The following is a 17,608-nucleotide window of genomic DNA, read 5'->3' as shown; positions in this document are numbered from 1 at the left end:
GCGAGGGACAGCGTCAATCATCCTCCGTCCGAGCGGATGGTGCGCGCTAGCGCGTGCGTCGGACGACTTCGACCGGCAGCTCGATGCTGCGGTACCCGTGAGACGCCGAATCGCCGCCGCCGTCGAGCCGGTCCAGCAGAAGTCGCGCCGCTCGGCGCCCCATCTCGCGCGCGTCATGGCGGATCACGCTGACCGGAACGGGCATCAGCTCGGACAGCTCGAAGTCGTCAAAGCTCATCAGCTCCGGCATCTCGGCCGCGGTCCGCTCACCGCTGGCGAGAATCCGACCGATCTCCGCCATCGCCCCGATCGCATTGCGGTTGTTGGCGCAGAACACCGCTGTGGGCGGGTCCGCGAGCGCGAGCAGTCGGCCCATGGCCACGGCGGCGGTCTCGGTGTCCTGCTGACCGGTGGAGATGAGGGCCGGGTCGACGCTCAGGCCGCGCAGCTCGTGCGCGCGTTCGAAGCCGCGCAGGCGCCGCGAGCTCGTGAAGATCCCGGGGAGGTTGCCGAGGAACCCGATGCGACGGTGTCCGGCGTCCAGGAGCGCGCCGGTCCCCTCTTCGGCGCCGGCGCAATCGGCGAGGACGACGTGGTCGGCCTCCACCCCGGGCACGACGCGGGAGGCGAGCACGAGGGGCACATCCGGGGCACCGCGCAGGTGATCGGCCGTGGTCGTGGTCGGGACGATGATCAGTCCCTCGACCCGACGCCCGAGGAAATCGCGCAGGAGCTGGTCCTCGCGCTCGGGGTCCTCCCCGGTGTTGCCGAGCAGAATCCGGCGTCCGGTCAACGCGGCTTCCTCCTCGACGCCCAGCGCGAAGGTGCTGTAGTAGGGGTTGGAGATGTTCGTGATGGCGACGCCGACCAGTCCGCTGCTCTGTCCGGGCCGGAGGCTGCGCGCGTTCTCGTTGCGGTGATAGCCGAGCTCGCGGACCGCAGCGCGCACCCGCTCCTGCACGTCCGGGCGCACGTTCTGTCCGCCGGCGAGAGTGCGCGAGACGGTCATCGGACTCACTCCGGCCGCTTCGGCCACGTCCTTCACCGTGAGACGTCGCTCAGCTCGACCCATCTCCGCTCCGTCTCTCCTGTGCCGGGAACGTTATCACGCAGGCGCCGACACGCGGATTTCGCGGAAAGGCGGTCACCGTCCGGGTGGGGGCGCGCCGGCGTCTCCCCCGGCTGATCCCGCCGACCGGGCCCGTCCAGGAGCGACATGGTTCACTGGATCCGGGACGACGAAGGAGCACGACGAAATGGCACAGCGACCGACGAAGGCGCAGCGACTCGCGGCTGCGCGCGAGGCCGACCGCCTCGCGCATGCCGAGGCCCAGAAGCGCCTGAAGCGCCGCCGCATTCTGGTGCCGGCGATCGTCACCGCCGCCATCGCCGTGGTGGCCGTCATCATCGCGGTCATCGTCATCAACCAGCCGGGACCAGCCACCGAGCGGGTGTCCGCCTCCGCCGGTCCCGCGAACATGAACACCGGCGGGATCGCGTTCCAGGCTGTGCCCGACGGCGGCGTCCAGCCGGTGAGCACGCCGGCGCTCGCGGCGAACACCCTGCCGACGGCGCGGCAGTGGCCCGGCACGGGCAAGGTCGACCACATCCGCCTCTACGTCGACTGGACCTGCCCGGCGTGCAAGTCGTTCGAGGAGGACAACCTCGATACGATCATGAGCCGGGTCGCGTCCGGCTCCGCCACGCTCGAGGTGTTCCCGATCTCGATCCTCGGGAACGCCTACTCCACCGACTTCTCGCTGCGGGCGACGAACGCCGCGGCGTGCGTGGCCGACACGGCGCCGGACGCGTTCCTCGACGCGCAGAAGGCGATGTACGCCGCGCAGCCGGAGGAGGGTTCCGCAGGGCTGAGCGACACGGAGATCCTGGACGTGCTGCACGGCGCCGGCGTTCCCGCGTCGGTCGACGCCTGCGTCACCGGGGGGACCTTCAGCGACTGGGTGTCGGTGTCCACTCAGCGCATCACCGGCACCGCCGCTCTGAACGGTCCGCTCGCCGGCGGCGGCACCGGATTCTCCACGCCGACCCTGGTGGTCAACGACGTGCGGTGGGATCGCACCACCGACGCCACGGAGTTCATCCGCACCGGGAAGAACTGACCCGCTCCCCGCACCCCACCGGCTGCGGCGAACCCGCGTCAGACCCCGCGGGTGAGCCAGGGCCGCAGGAGCCGGGTGATGCCCGGCAGCACCCAGTACGTCATGATTGGGGTCAGGATCACCGTGGTGATGAGCACGCGCAACGCCACGGGCACCTCGGCGAACCCGGGGATCAGCCCCAGCAGCAGCGAAGCGACCAGGTTGACCGGGAAGAAGCCGAGCCAGATCGTGACGGCCTGCTTCCACCGCGGTGGGGTGGGCGGCACCGGCGCCCGCACCGGACCTGTCGCGGGAGCACCGGGGCGCACGTCGACGCCGGTGGCGAGGTGCGCGTCGAACCAACCCTCGATCCCGGTGCGGCGCTCGACGCGCACTTCGCGCGCGAACGCGCTGCCGGAATCCAGCCACCACGTCCGCTGGGATGAGGCCTCCCAGGCCTCCAGCGTTTCGATGTCCCGGAACCGGTAGAGCATGTACCAGAGGTCGCTGCCCTCACCCGCGCGCACCCATCCGGACCCGAGGAACCCGGAGAAGCCGGCGGCGAGATCGGTGCCGGCCTGCATCCAACTGGTGGCCTCGATCGCACGCTCCGGGTCGATGCGGCGCTCGATGGCGACGGTGATCGGCTCGATCGCGCTTTCTGTCATGTCTCAATTGTGAGGGATGAGCATGACGCGCAGATTACGGGGAGCTGTGTGGTCATATTGCTGTGAGGGATGAGCCATGCGGCATGACCACCACCCGTAGCTCACGAGAGCTGTGTGGTCAGATTGCCATGCATGAGCACCACCCGTAGCTCACGAGAGCCGTGTGGTCAGATTGCCATGCATGAGCACCAGCCGTAGCCCACGAGAGCCGTGTGGTCAGATTGCGAACTCGGCGCGGAACCAATCCCACAGCACGGCAGAACACGCCGCGGCTGCCTCATCCCAGGAGGCGAATGCGCCCTCGTCCGCATCGTCGGACACGCATCGCACCACGCGGATCGGCACGTCGTACTGCTGCGCCACCCAGATGTAGGCGTACGTCTCCATGTCGATCAGCGAGCCGCCGAGCGAGCGCACGGTGTCAACGCCGGCCGCGGTGTCCACGAAGTGATCTCCCGTCGCCACGACGATTCCCTCGCGCCCCGTCTCGACGCGGGCCGGGAGAGTGACGTGCTGACCGACCACGTGCTCACCGTCCCAGACGTCGTGCTGCACGGCCGCGGCGATCTCGTGAACGCCGCCGTGCAGACCGGGGTCAACGGTGCCGGACGTGCCGACGACGACGATCTCGTCGTACTGTCCGCGCTCCAGCGCACGGGTGAGCGCGTACGTGGCCTTGAGCTTTCCCGGTCCGGTCACCACCCGATCGAATCCCGGGATCTCCTCCGGGAAGGCGACGAGTTCGACCGGGACGGCGGCGACGAGCAGCTTCATGCGACCATCGTCCCATCCGGGGTCGGACACGACGAATCGTCGCCGCGAGAGTGTCCCCCAAAAGTCCTACAGACCGGAGGGGACGGCGTCCGTAGGCTGAGGTAAGTCGCAGGGGACGCCGAAGGTCCGAGGGGGAATCCGGAGGCACTATTCCCAGGGGGATGCGACGAATGGCCGGCCGTACACACCGTGTACGAGCCGGCCTTCGCTTTGCCCCGACCCTCTCACCCGCGCGTCAGGAAGGTGGCCGGGGTGGCCGTGGCGGTGACCACCAGCCCGACCATCTCATGCCCGCGTCAGCAGGATGGCGGTGATGGCGGTGGCGGTGACCACGAGCCAGAGGATGCCGCCGAGCAGGAGCGGGCGCACTCCCGCGCGGCGGAAGCCGGCGAGATCGGTGGACAGACCGATCGCCGCCATGGCGGTGGCGATGAAGAACATCGACACGACGCTGATCGGGGCGAGCGCGGCGTCCGGAATCCACCCGAGAGAGCGGATCAGCGACGCGACGAGGAACCCGATCAGGAACCACGGCACGAGTCCGACGACGCCGCGCAACGTGAGCGGACCGCCGGAACCGTCGCGACGGGCGGTCCGCAGCGCGAGGCCGATGCTGATCGGGATGATCATGAGCGTCCGGACGAGCTTGACCACGACGGCGAAACTGAGCGCAGCGGCACCGTAGATCCCCGCCGTCGCCACGACGGACGAGGTGTCGTTCACCGCCGTGCCGGCGAACAGACCGAACTCGTGCTGCGAGAAGCCGAGCGCGTGACCGAGCGGCGGGAACAGGAGCACCGCGAGCACATTGAACAGGAAGATCGTCGAGACCGCGTAGGCGATCGACTCGTTGCGGGCGCGGATCACCGGCGAGACGGCGGCGATCGCCGACGCGCCGCAGATCGCGGTGCCGACGCCGATCAGGGTCGTCAGTTCCGCGTCGATGCGCAACGCCCGCCCGAGGAACCACGCGGCGACCAGGCACACCAGCAGCGTGGAGATCATCACCGGAAACGACTGCACGCCGACCGAGGCGACCTCGGCGAGGGAGAGTTGCGTGCCCAGCAGCACGACCGCGCTCTGCAGGACGAGCTTGCTGGCGAACTTCAGGCCGGGGGCGAGCACCGCGCCCGGGCGCCGGACGAGAGCGATCACGACGCCGATCACGATCGCCGGCACCGCCGCGCCGATCACCGGCACGAGATGTCCGATCACGGTCGCGACCGCTGCGATGGCGACCGCGAGCGCGAGCCCGGGCAGGGTGGTTCGCACGAAGCCGGCGACGGAGAAGCTCATTCCCCCACTCTGGACCACGCCGACCCGGATCGGATCCCGTGCCGACGCGCGTGGGCTGGGCGAGTCTGAGCGAATCAGCCGAAGGACGCGGCGACCGCGTTGCGGTGGTAGTCGAAGATGATGCTCGTGCGCGTGGTCGCCACGCTCGCCTGGGCGGAGATGTGGTTGACGACGAAGTCGCGAACGTCCGCGGTCGTGGCGACGGCGATGTGAACGAGGAAGTCGTCCGTCCCGCCGACGAAGAACACCTGGATCACCTGTGGGAGCGCCCGGATGGTCTCCGCGAAGGCGGTGATCGAATCGTGGCGCGATCCGCCGCGCAACGTGACCCCGATCACGGCCTGGAGGCCCCGGCCCAGTGCCTGCTGATCAAGGCTCGCGTGGAAACCGGCGATCACGCCACGATCGAGGAGCGACCGCGTGCGCGTGTGGGCGGTCGACGGAGCGACTCCCACGGCCGCGGCGAGTTCCGCGTTGGTCATGCGGCCGTCGCGACTCAGCAGCTCCACGATCCGCTGATCGAGATCATCAAGCCCGACGGCTCGAACAGGATTCGGCGAATCGGTGATCTTGGCATCCATATCACGCAGTGTAGGCCGCGAACGACGCACCTTGCCGAATCTTCTTCAGCACATCTTCACTTCACGCGAAGGTTCTGCGATTCTCGTGCGACAGGTCCGCATACGGACGAAGCGATGACGAAGGAGCCAGCGCCGTGAAGGTCGGAGTCCCCACCGAGATCAAGAACAACGAGAACCGCGTGGCGATCACGCCCGCGGGAGTGGATGCGCTGGTCCAGCGCGGTCACGAGGTGCTCGTGCAGTCCGGCGCCGGGACGGGATCGCGAATCACGGACGAGGAGTTCACGCTCGCCGGAGCGACGATCGCACCCTCCGCCGCAGACGTCTGGGACACCGACCTCGTCGTGAAGGTGAAGGAACCGATCGCGAGCGAGTATGGGTTCCTTCGGGATCAGACGCTGTTCGCCTACCTGCACCTCGCGGCCGACAAGCCGTTGACGGCCGCCCTGATCGACGCCGGCACCACGGCGATCGCGTACGAGACCGTGCAGCTCGCGGACCGCTCGTTGCCGCTGCTCACGCCGATGAGCGAGGTCGCCGGCCGCCTGTCCATCGTGGTCGGTGCGCACACGCTGATGCGCGCGTCCGGCGGTCGCGGCGTGCTGATGGGCGGCATCGCAGGCACGCGCAACGCGAAGGTCGTCGTGATCGGTGGCGGCGTGGCCGGCGAGCACGCGGCGGCGAACGCGCTCGGAATGGGCGCCGACGTCACCGTCATCGACATCTCCCTGCCGCGCCTGCGCGACCTGGAGCGCCGCTACGTCGGCATTGAGACGCGCGTCTCGAACCGCTGGGAGATCTCCGAGGCCGTCCTGGACGCCGATCTCGTCATCGGGTCCGTGCTGATCCCGGGTGCCTCCGCGCCCAAGCTCGTCACCGACGACATGGTGTCGCGGATGAAGAAGGGCGCGGTCCTGGTGGACATCGCGATCGATCAGGGCGGGTGCTTCGAAGGGTCCCACGCCACGACCCACGACGACCCGACGTTCGCCGTGCACGACACGGTCTACTACTGCGTGGCCAACATGCCCGGCGCGGTTCCGGAGACCTCCACCCGCGCGCTGACCAACGCCACCCTCCCCTACCTCACCGCTCTCGCGGACAAGGGATGGGAGTCGGCGCTCGCCGCCGATCCGGCCCTGGCGAAGGGCCTGAACGTGCAGAGCGGCGCGATCACGAACGACGGTGTCGCGGCGGCCTTCACCGCCTGAGTCTCGGCGCTCTTGACCCCCACGCCTCGGTCTTGATGAGATCGGGTGTGGGGGTCGATGTCGATTTCCCGCGCACGCGTTCGTCTTCCGGACACGACGCGTGAAAGGAGCTCGTCATGACCGACAGCCAGTACCTCTTCCTGCTCTACGGCGGCGACTGGGACAGTGATGCCGCCGCGGCCGGAGAGGACGCCGAGGACCTCGCCGACGAGATGGCGGTGCACGGGGAGTTCGCCGCCTACGTCGCGGGTCTCGGCGCCGAGATCCTCGGCGGGGAAGCCCTGCACTCCCTGGCCCATGGCGGGTCGGTCCGGCGGGGTCCGGAGGGTCGCCGTTCCGAGGACGCCGTGTGGACGGAGGGGGCGGCGATGGAGGCGACCGAGGTCATCGGCGGCTTCTACATCGTGCGCTGCGACGCGGAACAGGCGCGACTGATCGCGCTTGCCGCGCCGACGAGCCGATGCGAGTGGCGCGAGATCTTCCCGACCGGATGATCCGACCCGAGCAGTTCCGCTCGTCCTGGCCCTCCGTCGTCCGCATTCTCGCCGCACGAACGAACGATCTGGACGGTGCAGAGGAGGCCGCGGCTGAGGCTTTCGCGCGGGCCGCGGCCTCACCCGACGACATCGAGAACCTCACCGCGTGGTGCGTGAGCGTGGGGCTGCGTCTGTGGATCGACGGGCTCCGCCGGAAGGTCCGGGGCGAGGAGCTGATCGCCGAGATCCCCGAGGCGCCGACGCATTCGGGGCGCGATGACCGCCTCGACCTGCTGATGGTGGTGTGCGATCCGGCGCTCAGCGCGACGTCGCAGCTCACCCTCGCGCTGCGCGTGGTGCTCTGACACCGTCGGACGCTGCCGAGGACCTGGGTCTGGCCGCTCTCACCCTGGCTGACGGCGTCGTGGCGGAGCGTGCTGACGCCGCCGCACTCGGGTTGCGCGCGGTGATCCGCATCGCACTCGCGCGGCGGCCGGCTCGGGTCGTCCACGGCGTTGCGGTGCCCTTCGACGAGATCGACCCTGCGCGGGTGGACCGACGGCTGCTCGCGGACGGCATCGCCGACGCCACCGCCGCGCGCTGCGCCGACCCGACCAGTCCGGCGGCGATCGAGGCCGCGATCGCGGTGCTGTACGCCACCGCACCGGATCCGGCGCGCCCGGACTGGACGGCGATCCGCACCGCTCATCGGGCGCTGCGGCGGCTGGATCCGTCGCCCGCCCGGGACCTCGCCGCGACGATCGCCGATGCGCTGGCGGGTGACGTGGACGCGATCGCACGGCTCGGCCGATTCGCCACCGGCGAGCCGGCGTACGTCCGGCGCGACGCCGCTCTCGCGTTGGCCGACCTGGCCTGGCGAGCAGGCGACCGCGACGCCGCCGCTGCCCGTTACCGCGCGCTCGTGGACACCGCCGACGCCGACGGGTGGGATCCCGCGATCCGCGCCCTTCTCAGTTCCCGGGGGACTCTCCGGAAAGCCCGAGTGCATCCGGGTCGCACTTCAGACCGGCGGGCACCCCGACGCTGATGGCCAAGTCGCGTTCCGACCCGTCGAGGTCCTGGCCGTCGGCGAGGAGCTGAACGCTCTCGTCGCTGAGTGGGGAGTCATAGAACTCCTGCCCCATGCAGGTGAAGTATCCCGCAATGGAGTCGTACTCATAGATGTCGCCCTCGTGGAGCAACTCCTGGTAGCCGAGGCCGATCTCCTCCGGAAGCGGTCGGGTGCCTCCGTCCGCACCCGGCGTATCGGAGGTCTGCGATTCCTCGAGCGTGGTGGTGGGTGCCGGCACGGGCGCCTCCGCCGCACTCGGGGAGGGCGGGAGAGAGTTCGCCCAGAGGACGAAGAACAGCACGACCGCGCCGAGGGCGCCGCCCACCGGCGCCAGGACCACACCGACGATGGCGGGCCACTTCTTGGTGTTCTTCGCGAACAGCGCGATCACGGACACCACGAACGCGACGAACAGCAGCGCGAGTGCGATCACCCCCGTCACCACCGTCGGAATGCACGCCAGGATGGTGCCGAGCACCGCCAGCGCCATCCCGATGATCCCGAGCACCGACGTTCGCGCCGGAGTCGTCGGCGTCGTCGCCGTTGATCCCGGCAGCTGGGCCGGCGCGCCGTACAGCGGCTGCGCGGGCGTGCCCGGCTGCGGCCCCTGCGGCATCGGCGTCCCGCGTTGCGGCTGAACCTCGTGCTGTGCCTGCGCGGATGCCCCGTACTGTGGCTGTGGCTGTGGCTGTGGCTGTGTCACAGCGTATGGCTGCACGGGCGTACCGCCCGCGTCAGCGAACTGGCCCGTCCACCGCTGACCGTCCCACCAGCGCTGCCGCCCGGAACCGTCGTCGTACCATCCTGCCGGAATGCTCATGCGATCCCCCATCGTCGTGCCGCATCTGGCGGGGAGAGCCTACCCCGCCTCGCGGGTCGGACGAGTGATTCATCGTGCGGGGGCCGTGGCGGGCAGGGGCCCAGGAGGGACTTTGCTCGGCCCGACCGGGTGCGCCTCAGTCGCCGCCCGCGTAGAGGATGACGTCCGGTGGCAGGACCGAACGCAGGGCCCGGATGAGCGGAATCCGGGCGGCGATCCAGGCGCGCCCGTCCGCGCCGTCCACCCAATCGTCCTCGAAGGATCGGTTGGCGTCGTCCCATGCCGCGAGATCCGCGACCATGGCCTCGGGTACCCCCAGAGCGATCAGGCCCGCGCGGGTGAAGGGGTAGTTCTCCGTGAAGCTCTCCCAAACCGGCAGGCCGCCGTGATCCGGGAAGAATCGCAGCAGTCGTCGCCCGTCCGGCAACCGGAGCTCCTCCCCGGGCCCGAGCGTGTGCGATCTCGCGCTGAGGTAGTCCTGCCGCTGCCGGAACTGCGCTTCCGCCTGCCGGCGCGTGGGGGCGGAGACGGCGAGATCAGTGCCCAGCAACCAGACCAGACCCCGTTCGCCACCGGGCGGGTCGACCACCAGCGCGAGGGACAGCGGCCCGGTGCGACCGAACACATCCCGTGCATCCGAGATCGCCTCGGCCGCATCAACGCCGACAATGTCCATGGACTGCACCGGTTCGTCCGGCGCCGTCTGCCAGAAGACGCGATAGCGGGCGTCATCGCTCGTCCAGCGGACGTCGCCCGGCTCGGGAGCCTCGCCACGTTTCACGGTGCCTCCTTCACGGGACGGGTCAGCCACAGCGCGGCTGCCGTGGCGATCGCTCCGAGCAGGGCCCATCCGGCATCCAGGCCGTAGGCGGTGATGCCGAGGGGCGCGAGCACGAACAGGACGACCGCGATGATCACCGGCGCGGGGCCGGGCAGACGCGGGGCACCGGTCGGCACCCTCTCGTACCGAACCAGCCAGAGCGACAACACCCAGACGGACGCGAGCACCACGAGGAGGAACAGCGGCCGTGTCCACCACCACAGCGCGCTGCCCGGGAACGGCATCGGGAACGGCAGCAGCAGTTCCAGCCCGGTCAGCACCATGATCATCGGGAGGTGCCAGAGGTAGGTGGTCATCAGACGGGACCCGACCAGGAACACGAATCCCTGAGCGACACGCGTCCGCATGAGCGCGGCCAGCGCGGGTTTCAGCAGGGTGAGTCCGGCCGCCTGGATCACCGCGAGGATCGCCATCAGGAGCGTCGGCGGCCACTGATTGCGGAGCATTCCGGTCGCGTACGGCACGAGCGCGACGAGCGCCCAGATCAGCGCGTAGCCGACGAGGATGATGCCGACCAGCTGCCACCGGCGACGGCGCGCGAACCAGCCGTCCGCCATCACGAATCCGATCTGCTGAGCGAGCAACCAGACGAAGACGACGTTGGGAAGGCCGAACAGGTCCGAGCCGATGTCCCAGGTGGTCAGGTCGATGCGGGGCATGCCCCAGGACTCGGTGACGATCCGCTGCACGAACAGGTCCACCACCAGCGCGAGCACGGCCAGGACGACGATCGGTGCCCACGCGTTGCGCTCGTGGAAGCGGATCATCAGGGGCGCGAGGGCCTGGGTCAGCATGTACGCCGCGAGGAACCACAGCGGCGAGCCGACCCCGATTGCGATCGTGTCGACCATGGCGCGCATGCCCGCATCCAGCGGGAGGAGTCGAGCAACGCCCAGGATGAGGGCGAAGAAGAGGAACAGCGGCAGCGCGGGCCGAGCCAGGCGCTGCAACCGGACCCGGACGAAGTCCGCCGCCGTCGCACCGCGGCGTTGCGCGGACGTCCAGCCCACGCGGGCGGCGAACCCGCCGACCACGAAGAACAGCGGCATGATGTTCAGCACCCAGCTCAGAGGACCGAACCATGCGGTCGCCTCCACCGTGCGCTCGATGACGAGGGCCCCGTCCGGGGCGCGGCCGACGCCGGTGAAGAGCACGTGCACGAGCACGACCAGGACGACGCACGAGACCCGGGTGAGGTCGAGGGTCAGGTCGCGCTCGGCGGGCACCCGCGGTGCGGCTCCGACTGCGCTCTCCCCCTGCGTCATCCCGTCACGCTACCGCCCCGGCGCCACGCCCCCGCACCGCCATCCCCAGACCCCGCTTGCGCCGCACGGTTCAGGGGGTCGCGTAGGCGCGGTGGAACGCGGCGACCGCGAGGTCCGGGTTCGGCGTGGCCACATCCCGGAACATCGCCTCGTTCAATGCCCGCCCGAGGACGAGCCAGTTGAGGTGCTCAGCCATGACCAGGGGGTCCCCCGCACGCAGAGCGCCGGACTCCTGGAACGCGGCGATTCGGACGCTGAGAGCGCGCACCGTGCGCTCGGCCCCGCCGGCCCAGAAGGCCTCAGCGAGGGCCGGGAACCGCTCGGCTTCGGCGATGACGAGGCGTCGGAGCCGGAGGAGGTCCGGGTTCACGACGGCTTCCGCCAGCCGCGCCGCGGATGCGGAGAGCCAGTCGTCGAGGGACTCCTCACTCCCGGGGACGACGTCGGCGGCGGCGAACGCGGTGCTGGTCGCTGCCTGCACGACAGCCAGGAACAGGTTCTCCTTGCTGCCGAACCGCGAGTAGACCGTCTGCTTCGCGACTCCCGCTGCGGCCGCGACCTCGTCCATCGAGGTGCGATCGAACCCGGCCGTCAGGAAGCGGTCCCGCGCCGCGCTCAGCATGGCGTCGCGCTTGAGAACCGAGCTGGGCCGGAGGTCCCCTTGTTGAGAATCCATACTCATGAGTCTAAAGTCCGGAGAAACAAGACTGAGCAGTATGAAAAGGAGGAGGACATGGCGAAGATCATCGTGACCGAGGGCGTCACCCTGGACGGGGTCATGCAGTCACCCGGACGGGCCGACGAGGACACTCGCGGAGGATTCTCGCTCGGCGGCTGGGCGGCGCCGTACGCCGACGAGTCCATCGGACGCTTCATGGGTCCGGCGATGCAACGCTCGACCGGGATGCTGTTGGGCCGACGCACGTACGAAGACCTGCTGCATCACTGGACGGCCGGCGACGAGCCGAATCCGTTCCGAGACGTGTTCACGAACGCCCAGAAGTACGTCGTCTCGCGAAGCGCGGACACGGTCCTCGCGTATCCGAACTCCACCCTCCTCGCGGGTGAGGCGGCGCAGACCGTCGCGGAGCTGGTGTCCTCCATCGAGGGCTCACTCACGGTGCTCGGCAGCGGCGAACTGGTCCAGGCATTGCGTGGCGCCAGGCTCATCGACGGCTACGTCCTGCAGATCCATCCCCTCATCCTCGGCACCGGGATGCGGCTGTTCGAGCCGGGGGACCTCGCGACGCTCACTCTCGAGCGTTCCGAGGTCAGTACGTCCGGCGTGCTGCTCGCGGAGTATGCGGTTGCCCGTTAGGCGCCCGGCTCCGCTCCGAGTGCCAGGGCGGGGTCCGTCGCAGTGACGGTCTTCCCCCAGCGCCAGGCGTAGGCGATCTCCCGTCGCGTCGCCTCACCCACGTATCCGCCGTCGCTCACGACCCGCACCTCGTCCGCGAGGTCGATGCGTCGCAGGTGCAGTTCAGCGAGTGCGGCTCGCCGGCGAGGTGTCAGGTCAGCGTCGATCGATTCGGGAGCCAGCACGATCACACCCGCCGCGGTGAGACGTCGGCGCTCGAGCTCGAACAGCGACGCGAAGCGCAGCGAGCCGCACAGGCACACGACCCGAGGTCTGGCCTCGTTCTCTCCCGACTCCATCCGGACAGGCTAGCCGTCTGGAGTCCAGGGCGAGATCGCGGGCCTCGAACACGCCGATACCGGTGCCGGCGAGGGAGATCAGCCCCGCCGTCCGCCTTTGGGTGATACTCCGGGAGAGCAGGTAGATCATGCCCTGGCCTGGCGTGAGCACCATCACCACGGAGGCCAAAGCCATCCCTCCTGCCGCGCCCCAGGAGATGAGCTCGACCGTCAACACCATCGCAATCTGCTCACGAGACCCTCCGCGGTGGTTCAGAAAGGTGGTGGGGTGTCGTCGGGTGTGGTGAAGACGACGGTGCGGGGTGGTTTGTCGGTGTAGGTGACCCCGAGGGGGCTGGTCCAGCGGATCAGTCCGCCGGGGAGGTTGTCGGCCTTCCACCTCGTATGGTGCTTGAGCGTGTGGTGTCTCCGGCAGAAGTGGCCGAGGTTGCTGATCGCGGTCGGGCCACCGTGGGCGGCGTCGATGGTGTGGTCAGCATCCGAGCGGGTGGCGGGGTACCGGCATCCGGGGAACCGGCAGTGCTCATCCCGCACCCGCAGAATCCGACGTTGGTCGGCGGAGGGCTGATACCGGTCGATCTCCAACACATGCCCCGTCGTCGGGTTCACGAACAACCGGTCCCATCCGGGAGCATTCCCCGCCAGAGCGCGGGCTGTTTCGGTGTCGATCGGACCGTGCCCGATCAATTCCGCCACACCAGGAAGACCACCGGTGGGAGGAGAACCCCCGCCCTCGGCCCCGGTGCCAGTGCTGGTGCCGGTGAGGATGGTGGCGGGGATGTTCACTTGGACGTGTGCGCGGATGGTGGCCAGGCCGTCACCGGCGGTGGTGGGGTCGGTGGTGAGCAGGAGGTCGGCGAACACGTCGGCTTGGATCTGCGCCAACGTCCGCTCTTCCCACACCACATCCCCACCTGCGTCGCCGTCTGTGTCGGGGTTGGGGTGGTTCTTGATGCGGCGGGCGTACCGGTGCAGGCGGTCGGCGATGCCGTGGGCCTGCACGGTGGGCAGGTGGGCGTACAGGTCGCTCATCCCGTCCGCCCCGTCCCTCACCTCCACGCACCGGGCGGCGCGGGCGGCCCGGTGACGTTCGTCGATGCTGTCGGTGCGGGCCGCTTCGGCATCCATCACGATGCGATGCCGCAACCGTCCCGCCGACTCGTGTTCCGCGATCGTCACCGAGGACGCTTCGAACTGTCCCCGGGCGGTGTCATCACTGATCGCACACCCGGCATCCATAATCGTCCGCACATGCGCCCAACTGATCCGCCCACCCGCAAGCGCTGCATGAGCGGCCGGGAACCGGTTCACCAGCTCCCAGGCATCCGAGATCCGGGCCTGCACGGTCCGGTCGCTGACGCGTAGGGCCGCCCCGACCTCCGCCGACAGGTCACGGATCGCCAGGTCACGGTCCCGCACCCGGGTCGGGGACCCGGCGGTCATCTCCTCCGCGAGCTCGAACACCGCCGACAGCACACTCGCCTGCCGCGCCTGAACCCCCGCCAGCTGAGCCGCCAGAGCGACCGCCGCGTCAACCAGAGCCCGCCGCCGCGCATCAAACCCCACCGGCACCGGCCGGTCCGGCCGGTCGGGTTCCTCGGGTGCTTCGCCATCGAATGCCATACCCACATTCTCCCACGAAATGGGAACATAACTACGAAACTCAGTACGGAGACAGTCGTCGTCCATACCGGCCGGGTGCGGTCGATCCAACCCGGGGCCGCAGACCGCGACCGCACCCCGCTCGCCGCACGACCACCCATGTCGGCACCGCTCACCCGGCTAACGCGTCCGCGCAGAATCGCGCCGAAACGCCGCCCGCAGGAACGCCGAACCATCCACGGAATCCGCGCATCTCCAGCGTTCTGAACGGGACCACCCCTGGAACGCGACCCGAAGAGCCCTGCCCAGAAACCGAATGAATGTACGATCAAAACTGAAGACGGCCGATCGGCAGCCGAGCGCATCACGCCGTGGCGGTGGCGAGCAGCTCCAGGATGTGACGGTAGGGCTTGCCCGTGGCGCGGGCCAGGCCGAGCTCGCACGTGCGGTTGCAGGACGCGTGCTCGGTGGCATCGAGAGCCCGCACCTCCGCCGCCTCCGCGGCGGTCGCGGACGCGGTCAGCTCCGGGTGCAGCATGCCGCGGTCTCCGGCGAAGCCGCAGCAGTTCCACGACACCGGCACGTTGACCGTCTCGGCCACCGCAGCCGCGATCGCCTGCACGTCCGCGTCGATGCCGAGCTGGACCGAGGAGCAGGTCGGGTGCAGGGTCAGCGAGTCGATCCGTTCCCGGACGGACAGGCGCGGCAGCGCTTCCCGTGCGATGAACGTCGTGGCGTCCTCGATCCGGAACCCCGCGCCGTCCAGCATCCGATGGAACCCCTCCGTGCAGCTGGACGCGTCCGAGATGATCGGCAGCTCGCCGTCGTGTGACGCTTCCCGTACGGTCGCGAGCACACGAGCGCTCATCACATCCAGGCCACCCGCGTACCCCTTCGACGACCACGGCGTTCCGCAGCACAGCGCGCCGATGCCGTCCGGCACGACGACCGCGACACCCGCGCGGTCCAGGAGCTGGAGGAACGCGTCGGTCGCACCCGACCCGCCGTCCTCCGCGCCGAACATCTCATTCACGCACGCCGGCAGATACACACCCCGCACCTCACCGGAGCCGCGCACGCCGCGATGCCGACGCCGAGACCCGCCACCTCGCGGCAGATCCCCGGTGTACCGCGGCATCACGTCGTCGCTGATCACGGTGCGGGCGAGGTCGGTCACACGGGTCACCAGCGGCGCCGGGACCGCATTCGCGACCGACAGCGCCGCGGAGGCGAGCGAGCTGACCGGCCCCCATCCCTGTGCAGCCGCCTTCCATCCCGCGGCCAGCACGGGGTTCGCATCCTGGCGCCGCAGCCGCTTGACCAGAGCCCCGGTGTTGATCAGCACCGGACAGGTCGTCTGACACATGCCGTCCACGGCGCAGGTCTGGACGCCGTCGTAGTCGTATTCCCGCTCCAGCTCGGCGACCAGCGCCGTATCCCCCGCCTCCTCCGCGACCGCCATCGCTCGCCGCACCACGATGCGCTGCCGCGGCGTGAGCGTGAGATCCTTCGACGGGCACACGGGCTCGCAGTACCCGCACTCGACGCAGCGGTCGACCTCAGCCTCGATCGACGGCGCCGGCTTGATGTCGTGCAGGTGCACGGCGTCCTCGGTGATGATGACGCCGGGGTTCAGCACGCCGCGCGGGTCGCACAACCGCTTCAGCTGGACCATGACGTCGTACAGCTCGTCACCGTACTGCCGCCGCACGTACGGGGCCATCACCCGTCCCGTGCCGTGCTCGGCCTTGAGGTTGCCCTCCGCGTCCAGCACCAGTTGCACCATCTCCTCGGTGAACCCGAGGTACCGTCGCTCCGCCTCCGTGTCACCGAACCGGTCCGTGAGCATGAAATGGATGTTGCCGTCCTTGGCGTGACCGAAGATCACGCTGTCGCGGTAGTCGTACGACGCGAACAGCTCCTGCAGCGACGCGCACGTCGCAGCGAGGCGCTGGACCGGGACCACGACGTCCTCCAGCAGCGCGGTCGTCCCGGACGGACGTGCGCCGGCCACCGACGCGTAAAGGCCCTTGCGGAACTTCCACGCCGCCGCGCGACCGGCGGCATCGGACCGGAACCGCGCGCGTTCGCGCAGGTCGAATCCCCCGAGCACAGCCTCGCCCGCGGCAACGCCGGCGGCCAGCTGATCGGTGCCGTCGGCGTGGTATTCGACCAGCAGCGCCGCCTGGTCGGTGACCTCGAATCCGAGGATCGCGTCCGGGACACCGGGCAGCTCCTGACCGACGCGAAGCGAGGTGGCGTCCATCAGCTCGAGCGTCGCCGCGCCGGTGCCGACGAGGTCCGGCAGCGAGCGCGTCGCGTCATCCAGCGTCGGGAAGACGGCGAGCGTCGTGGCGATCAGCGGATGCAGCGGAACCGTGCGGAACGTCGCCTCGGCGACGAACGCGAGCGTCCCCTCCGAACCGATCACCAGGTGCGCGAGCAGGTCGGCGGGCCGGTCGAAGTCCAGGAACGCGTTGATTCCGTAGCCCATCGTGTTCTTCAGCGCGAACTGTCGCTCGATGATCGCGACCGACGCGGGGTTCGCGCGGACCCGATCGCGCAGTCGCTCCAGTCCCGCGACGAGCGCCGGCTCGCGCGCCCGCAGCAGCGCGTCCGCATCCGGCGTACCGGTGTCGACGGTCGTGCCGCTGGGCAGCACCAGGACCAGCGACTCGATCGTCCGATACGAGTTCTCCGCCGTGCCGCACGCCATCCCGCTGGAGTTATTCGCCACGACACCGCCGATGGTGCACGCCGCCTCACTGGCCGGGTCCGGACCCAGACGGTGCCCGTACCGGGCGAGGCGGGCGTTGACGGCGCGCATCGTCGCACCGGGCTGCACGCGCACCCGCTTGCCGCCATCGAGCACGTCGATGCGGCGGAAACCGCGGCGGACGTCGACGAGGATGCCGTCACCGGACGCCTGACCGGACAGGCTCGTGCCGCCCGAGCGGAAGGTCACGTGCGTGGCCCCGGCCGACGCGCGCATGATCGCGGCGACCTCTGCGGCGTCGGCCGCGATGACCACGGCGTCCGGCACGTGCAGGTAGTGCGAGGCGTCGCTGGCGTAGGCATGGCGGTCGATCGCCCGGGTGCGGATGCGTTCGGCGTCCGGCACCGCCTCTCGGACGGCGGTGGGCAGAACAGCGGGGACGGCGGACATGACTCTCCGGGGACGACGATGAATTGTCTGACAAGTATGCAGTACCGGCGAGCGTTGCTACAGTCGAGCCGATGAAGGGAG

18 protein-coding genes and 1 pseudogene are annotated in these 17,608 nt (G+C 69.7%); 6 read left to right on the top strand and 13 right to left on the bottom strand.

Annotation, left to right across the window (positions count from 1 at the left end; all coding sequences use genetic code 11):
- Positions 1–46: 46 nt before the first annotated feature.
- Entirely contained in the window at positions 47–1,072 is a 1,026-nt protein-coding gene (locus BN1193_RS17290; RefSeq protein WP_040168187.1) for a LacI family DNA-binding transcriptional regulator, read from the bottom strand.
- Positions 1,073–1,256: 184 nt separating this feature from the next.
- Between BN1193_RS17290 and BN1193_RS17285 the strand changes: the two genes are divergently transcribed.
- Complete coding sequence (locus BN1193_RS17285) at positions 1,257–2,120, top strand: DsbA family protein (RefSeq protein ID WP_040168186.1); 864 nt, start codon at positions 1,257–1,259, stop codon at positions 2,118–2,120.
- A 38-nt stretch (positions 2,121–2,158) separates the two neighbouring features.
- Here the strand turns inward: BN1193_RS17285 and BN1193_RS17280 are convergent, their stop codons facing one another.
- The 4 genes from BN1193_RS17280 to BN1193_RS17265 form a co-directional block, all read right to left on the bottom strand.
- Positions 2,159–2,767 carry an antibiotic biosynthesis monooxygenase gene (locus BN1193_RS17280; protein WP_040168184.1) on the bottom strand — a complete coding sequence of 203 codons (609 nt, stop codon included), beginning with the start codon at positions 2,765–2,767 and terminating at the stop codon, positions 2,159–2,161.
- Between the two features lie 216 nt (positions 2,768–2,983).
- Positions 2,984–3,541 (bottom strand): phosphorylase family protein, encoded by a 558-nt coding sequence (locus tag BN1193_RS17275; RefSeq protein WP_040168549.1) that lies wholly within the window; start codon positions 3,539–3,541, stop codon positions 2,984–2,986.
- A gap of 285 nt (positions 3,542–3,826) precedes the next feature.
- Positions 3,827–4,837: a YeiH family protein gene (locus BN1193_RS17270; protein ID WP_040168182.1), complete on the bottom strand. Its 1,011-nt coding sequence runs from the start codon at positions 4,835–4,837 to the stop codon at positions 3,827–3,829.
- 74 nt (positions 4,838–4,911) lie between these two features.
- Positions 4,912–5,418, bottom strand: coding sequence for an Lrp/AsnC family transcriptional regulator (locus BN1193_RS17265; protein ID WP_040168181.1), 507 nt, complete (start codon positions 5,416–5,418; stop codon positions 4,912–4,914).
- Positions 5,419–5,552: 134 nt separating this feature from the next.
- Between BN1193_RS17265 and ald the strand changes: the two genes are divergently transcribed.
- The 4 genes from ald to BN1193_RS17245 all read left to right on the top strand — a co-directional run bounded on the left by ald (position 5,553) and on the right by BN1193_RS17245 (position 8,153).
- Complete coding sequence (gene ald / locus BN1193_RS17260) at positions 5,553–6,629, top strand: alanine dehydrogenase (protein ID WP_040168179.1); 1,077 nt, start codon at positions 5,553–5,555, stop codon at positions 6,627–6,629.
- Positions 6,630–6,745: 116 nt separating this feature from the next.
- A complete protein-coding gene (locus BN1193_RS17255) occupies positions 6,746–7,123 on the top strand; it encodes a YciI family protein (protein WP_040168177.1) in 378 nt (125 codons plus the stop codon).
- Positions 7,120–7,470, top strand: coding sequence for a hypothetical protein (locus BN1193_RS17250; protein ID WP_040168175.1), 351 nt, complete (start codon positions 7,120–7,122; stop codon positions 7,468–7,470). Before BN1193_RS17255 ends, BN1193_RS17250 begins: the two co-directional genes overlap by 4 nt.
- Positions 7,410–8,153, top strand: a complete 744-nt coding sequence (locus BN1193_RS17245; protein WP_040168174.1) for a DUF6596 domain-containing protein — start codon at positions 7,410–7,412, stop codon at positions 8,151–8,153. The genes BN1193_RS17250 and BN1193_RS17245 overlap by 61 nt, the downstream gene beginning before the upstream one ends.
- On the opposite strand, the gene BN1193_RS17240 is transcribed toward BN1193_RS17245, so the two are convergent.
- The 5 genes and pseudogenes from BN1193_RS17240 to BN1193_RS17225 all read right to left on the bottom strand — a co-directional run bounded on the left by BN1193_RS17240 (position 8,077) and on the right by BN1193_RS17225 (position 11,779).
- On the bottom strand, positions 8,077–8,793 hold the full coding sequence (locus BN1193_RS17240) for a hypothetical protein (RefSeq protein ID WP_040168173.1): 717 nt from the start codon (positions 8,791–8,793) through the stop codon (positions 8,077–8,079). The two genes, BN1193_RS17245 and BN1193_RS17240, sit on opposite strands and share 77 nt — an antisense overlap.
- 144 nt (positions 8,794–8,937) lie before the next feature.
- Positions 8,938–8,997, bottom strand: a pseudogene (locus tag BN1193_RS18390) (hypothetical protein); the annotation flags it as partial.
- Positions 8,998–9,133: 136 nt separating this feature from the next.
- Complete coding sequence (locus BN1193_RS17235; RefSeq protein ID WP_040168171.1) at positions 9,134–9,778, bottom strand: hypothetical protein; 645 nt, start codon at positions 9,776–9,778, stop codon at positions 9,134–9,136.
- The gene (locus BN1193_RS17230; protein ID WP_052460923.1) at positions 9,775–11,103 is read right to left on the bottom strand and encodes an acyltransferase family protein; all 1,329 of its coding nucleotides are present in this window, start codon (positions 11,101–11,103) and stop codon (positions 9,775–9,777) included. Before BN1193_RS17230 ends, BN1193_RS17235 begins: the two co-directional genes overlap by 4 nt.
- A 70-nt stretch (positions 11,104–11,173) precedes the next feature.
- Positions 11,174–11,779: a TetR/AcrR family transcriptional regulator gene (locus BN1193_RS17225; protein ID WP_195907892.1), complete on the bottom strand. Its 606-nt coding sequence runs from the start codon at positions 11,777–11,779 to the stop codon at positions 11,174–11,176.
- A gap of 57 nt (positions 11,780–11,836) precedes the next feature.
- Between BN1193_RS17225 and BN1193_RS17220 the strand changes: the two genes are divergently transcribed.
- Positions 11,837–12,421: a dihydrofolate reductase family protein gene (locus BN1193_RS17220; protein WP_040168169.1), complete on the top strand. Its 585-nt coding sequence runs from the start codon at positions 11,837–11,839 to the stop codon at positions 12,419–12,421.
- On the opposite strand, the gene BN1193_RS17215 is transcribed toward BN1193_RS17220, so the two are convergent.
- From BN1193_RS17215 to BN1193_RS17200, 3 genes are all read right to left on the bottom strand, one after another.
- Entirely contained in the window at positions 12,418–12,759 is a 342-nt protein-coding gene (locus BN1193_RS17215) for a hypothetical protein (RefSeq protein WP_040168167.1), read from the bottom strand. The genes BN1193_RS17220 and BN1193_RS17215 overlap by 4 nt on opposite strands.
- A gap of 252 nt (positions 12,760–13,011) precedes the next feature.
- A complete protein-coding gene (locus tag BN1193_RS17205) occupies positions 13,012–14,382 on the bottom strand; it encodes an HNH endonuclease signature motif containing protein (protein ID WP_195907891.1) in 1,371 nt (456 codons plus the stop codon).
- 343 nt (positions 14,383–14,725) lie between these two features.
- Positions 14,726–17,527 (bottom strand): FAD-binding and (Fe-S)-binding domain-containing protein, encoded by a 2,802-nt coding sequence (locus BN1193_RS17200; RefSeq protein WP_040168166.1) that lies wholly within the window; start codon positions 17,525–17,527, stop codon positions 14,726–14,728.
- Between the last annotated feature and the right edge of the window lie 81 nt (positions 17,528–17,608).

The sequence above is a fragment of the Microbacterium gorillae genome, from assembly GCF_000826185.2.
Taxonomy (GTDB): Bacteria; Actinomycetota; Actinomycetes; order Actinomycetales; family Microbacteriaceae; genus Microbacterium; species Microbacterium gorillae.
The sequence above is the reverse complement of the archived record's forward strand: the minus strand, read 5'-3'. Positions and strand labels throughout refer to the sequence as shown.